The organism is Terriglobus sp. YAF25 (genome assembly GCF_052113305.1).
Taxonomy (GTDB): Bacteria; Acidobacteriota; Terriglobia; order Terriglobales; family Acidobacteriaceae; genus Terriglobus.
In genome coordinates, this window is record NZ_JBFRCY010000446.1 from 1 (window position 1) to 3,868 (window position 3,868).

Sequence of the window (3,868 nt, forward strand, 5' to 3'; positions counted from 1 at the left end):
GTGCACCGCAGGTGTGGCACAAGCTGAAGACCGCTGGATCGGCACCTGGGCGGCCTCTCCTGTCTCCGTGAAGAATGAAACCGCGCTGGGCTCCGCTCCGATGACGATCCGTCAGACGGTTCACATCAGCCAGGGCGGTGAGACGTTGCGTCTCTCCTTAACCAATGAGTTCGGCACAGAGCCGTTGACCATCTCCGCAGCATCGGTGGGCTTCTTCGCAAGCGGCGATACCATCGTCGACGGCTCGGCGCATCCCGTCACCTTCTCCGGCTCGCCCAGCATCACCATGGCACCCGGCCAGTTCGTCACCAGCGACAGCATCAAGATCAACCTGCCCATCTTCTCGGATCTCTCCATCAGCCTGCAGGTACCGGCCCAGACGATTACGATCTTGACCGAGCATCCGCTGGCGAACCAGAGCGCGTATCTGGTCCCTGGAGACCAGGGCACAGTCGTCGATCTTCCTGAGCCGAAGGAGATCCGTAACTGGATCTTCCTCAAGAACCTCCTGGTGCCCGCGACCAGCAAGCGGTCCGCCGCGATTGTCACCTTCGGCGATTCCATCACCGACGGCGCGCGTATGTCGTTGAACAGCAATCACCGCTGGCCCGATCTTCTGGCGGCGCGGTTAACGACGAATAAGAAGACGCAATACCTCAGCATCGTCAATGAGGGCATCAGCGGAAATCGCATTCTGCACGACGCCGCAGGTCCTAAAGCGCTCGACCGCTTCGACCGCGACGTTCTCTCCGCACCAGGAGTGAAGTACCTCGTGATCCTGGAGAGCATCAACGATATCGGCCGTACGTACTTCGCGCGCCCCGGCACCCAGCCGGGCGAAGAGGCCGTGACGACACAGCAGATCATCGACGGCCTGAAGACGCTGGTCGATCGCGCCCACGCCAAACAGATCAAGGTTTACGGAGCTACGCTCACGCCGTACGAAGGCGCAGCGTATTTCAATGCCGAAGGCGAGAAAGACCGCCAGACGGTCAACGAATGGATCCGCACCAGCAAGGTCTTCGATGGTGTCATCGACTTCGATAAGATCGTCCGCGATTCGGCGGCGCCTTCGAAGTTCTCGAAGAAGGCCGACAGCGGCGATCATCTGCATCCCGGTGATACCGGGTACCAGATGATGGCCGACGGTATTGATCTGCGGATGTTTCAGTAGTACTTTGCACAACCGTTTCGCACTGAAGGTGTGAATGCCTTGCGACGGGGTTACCCGGTCAGCTTTGCTGGCTGGGTGTTCGACGGGCTTCCGGGCAGGCACTATAAGCGCTGAAGGCGCGCTCTATATCAGCCTGGGGCAACGCCCCAGGTCTCAACGCCCACACGATGTTAAAGGGCTGAAGGCCCGCTCTATAACTCTGCAGCTAAGGCAGATTCGCGCCAATGCGCGAACGGCGGTGGACTTTAGTCCACGGTTTACCTTTCCCAGAGGGCTCCTTCAGCCATTTGGCATGAGGATTATAGATCGGGCCTTCAGCCCTCAGACTCTTTAACTATCCGAGACCTGGGGCGTTGCCCCAGGCTGATATAGAGCGCGCCTTCAGCGCTTTTGTTAGCGGGCTTAACGCACATCCGTGGTTGGTTTATAAATCGTGAGCTGAAGCCCTCGGCTCCCACCCGGTTTCAAGAGGATCGCACTACGCCCCCGGCGGCAGTAACGCCTCAAAGATTCGATCGACAGCCTTCGTCAGAATCTCTTCCGTAAGAAAGGACTGGTCAAGGCTCGATTCGACAATGAGCGCTGAGACTATCGGCTGAATCATCATGACGGCAGATGCTCTGCTGATCGCATCTTTCTTTCTTCCTGCCGAGCCCAGGATTGAGGACAGTTGCTGCTCACGGCTGCCAGGATGCAGATTTGCCAGCCGCTGCCGCAGTCTCTCTTTTGCCTCCGGATGACGCAGTGAGAAGAGCTTGAACTCCAGCATGAGTTGGCCCCAGACTCGGTCTTTCAATAAGCCGAGATAGAACTGTCGCAGTGTCTCGCGGTTTTGTTCAACGCCGGTGGAGTGGGCGAGCCGCTCTTCCATCTGAGTGCGATAGCGCAACGCATGGTGTTCCCACAAAGCAAGGAAGATATCTTCCTTACTCTTGAAGTGAGCGTAGATCGCGCCCTTGGTGCGCCCCGCCAAGGCTGCGATCTCTGAAAGATCAGCTGCCTCATAACCGTCGCGGGCAAAGATGGTCTCGGCAGAGCGTAGTAGCAGCTCGCGTGTCTCTTTCGTTCTTTGTTCGTGTTTATTCGGTTTAACTGCCGTCATCGTCATCTATGCTAGAGCGTTTTCCCTGTTGCTGGTTATCCCGGAAGGGGCGTGCTGTGGCGTTTTCATTGCGGAAAACGCCCATAACATGCAGAATCCCTACATTACACCCACAGGGAAAATGCTCTAGCCGTTCTTCGCCGCCAGGGTGGCCTCCCTGGAAGAAGCGGCGATTCTCTCTTGCTGTTAGAGCATTTYMCCTGTTRCTGGGTATCCCGTGARGGACGTRCAGCGGCGTTTTCATTGCGGAAAACGCCCATAGATGCAGAAWCCCTACWCTACACCTACAGGGAAAATGCTCAGCGGCGCTGTGCCGCCGATAGCTGGGTGTGCGAACCGGCTTTCCCGGCTGGGCTAAATACGATCTGGCTCTTCTCGAACTTCGTGCGCTCCGCCGCATAGCGCTTGGCAATATTTTTGGCCACGCTGTCGGCAATGTTCTTGCTCTCAGACTCGCCGCGCACGGTTGCCTTCACATCGTCATTCACCTGCCACGCTCCTGCCTGATCGCTCATCGTGACATGAAAGGTCATCTGCGTTGTCCCAGCGAAGAATCCTGCCGGGCCCATCATCGCCCGTTTGACCTGGTTTCCCGGCCTGAAACCGGCAATTGCGATGCGCACCATCGATTGCGGGCAGCCGCGCTGCGCTCCCGGTTCTCCTTCGCGATAGATCTGACTTACGCCCTGCACGCGCCGCATACGATCCACCAGGTGTTCATACACAAGCGCGCGATAGGACGCCGGCACCTCCACCTGCTCCCAGGCAGGAGCAGCAACTAGAACGCTGCCCGGCTTTACAGAGGCGCCGTCGCATACATTGGCAACAGGCGCGGTGATGTCCACGGGCTCCGTTGCGGATGCTGCGTCGTCTGTGCGCGGAGCGAAGGTGGCCATTGCCAGCGTGGCGTCGGCCGGCGGCACGACAAAGACGGCCGCGTGGTATCCGCCGCGTGAGTCGCGGAACTCGACGGTCAGTGAGCTTTCTTTGTGATGCATGAATCCGGCGGCCGCCAGCCCGCCGCCATTGGGAATCGCCATCCGCAACAGGCGCCCCTTTATGCCCCACATCTCCACACGTTCCGAGCCATCGCTGATGGCAATCACCGAAGCGCGCGGAATGCGATAGACAACCTTGCCGGTAAAGGTGATGTTCTGGCTGTCCAGGACGAGCGTTCCCTTCTGTTTCGCCTTCACCTCGGGCAGACCGTATGCGTGCAGTGCGTGTGAGATCGTCCATGAGTCTTCGGACGATGGCTTAGGGGACGATATAACAGGCCGTTGCGGCTGAATGGCAGCAGACGCGAAGGCCTGATGCGGAAGAAAAAGAATTGCCTGTATCAGGACAAACAAAGAAGCTCCGGAGCGCCAGAACATAAGGGGAAATACCTCATTCAAAGAAAATACCTACTAGTAGGTATTTTTTAATACGCACCGAATGTCAATCCGTAATCGGGGAATCCGAAAACTTTTACTCAAGCGCCAAAAGGGGCGCTTCCCTTCCGGGAGCGCCCCTTTTCTGGCAGGTCCTTCTAAAGAATCCGTTTAGAGCGCATTTTCCCTGTCGCTGGGTATCCCGAAAGGGGTGTGCGG

3 protein-coding genes are annotated in these 3,868 nt (G+C 57.8%); 1 reads left to right on the forward strand and 2 read right to left on the reverse strand.

What is annotated here, in order from left to right:
- The coding region (locus tag AB4043_RS17595; RefSeq protein WP_442307652.1) for an SGNH/GDSL hydrolase family protein at positions 1–1,174 on the forward strand (1,174 nt) is incomplete at its 5' end.
- A gap of 478 nt (positions 1,175–1,652) precedes the next feature.
- Here AB4043_RS17595 and AB4043_RS17600 read toward each other — a convergent pair.
- On the reverse strand, positions 1,653–2,276 hold the full coding sequence (locus AB4043_RS17600; RefSeq protein WP_442303044.1) for a TetR/AcrR family transcriptional regulator: 624 nt from the start codon (positions 2,274–2,276) through the stop codon (positions 1,653–1,655).
- Between the two features lie 299 nt (positions 2,277–2,575).
- Entirely contained in the window at positions 2,576–3,628 is a 1,053-nt protein-coding gene (locus AB4043_RS17605; RefSeq protein ID WP_442303045.1) for a hypothetical protein, read from the reverse strand.
- Between the last annotated feature and the right edge of the window lie 240 nt (positions 3,629–3,868).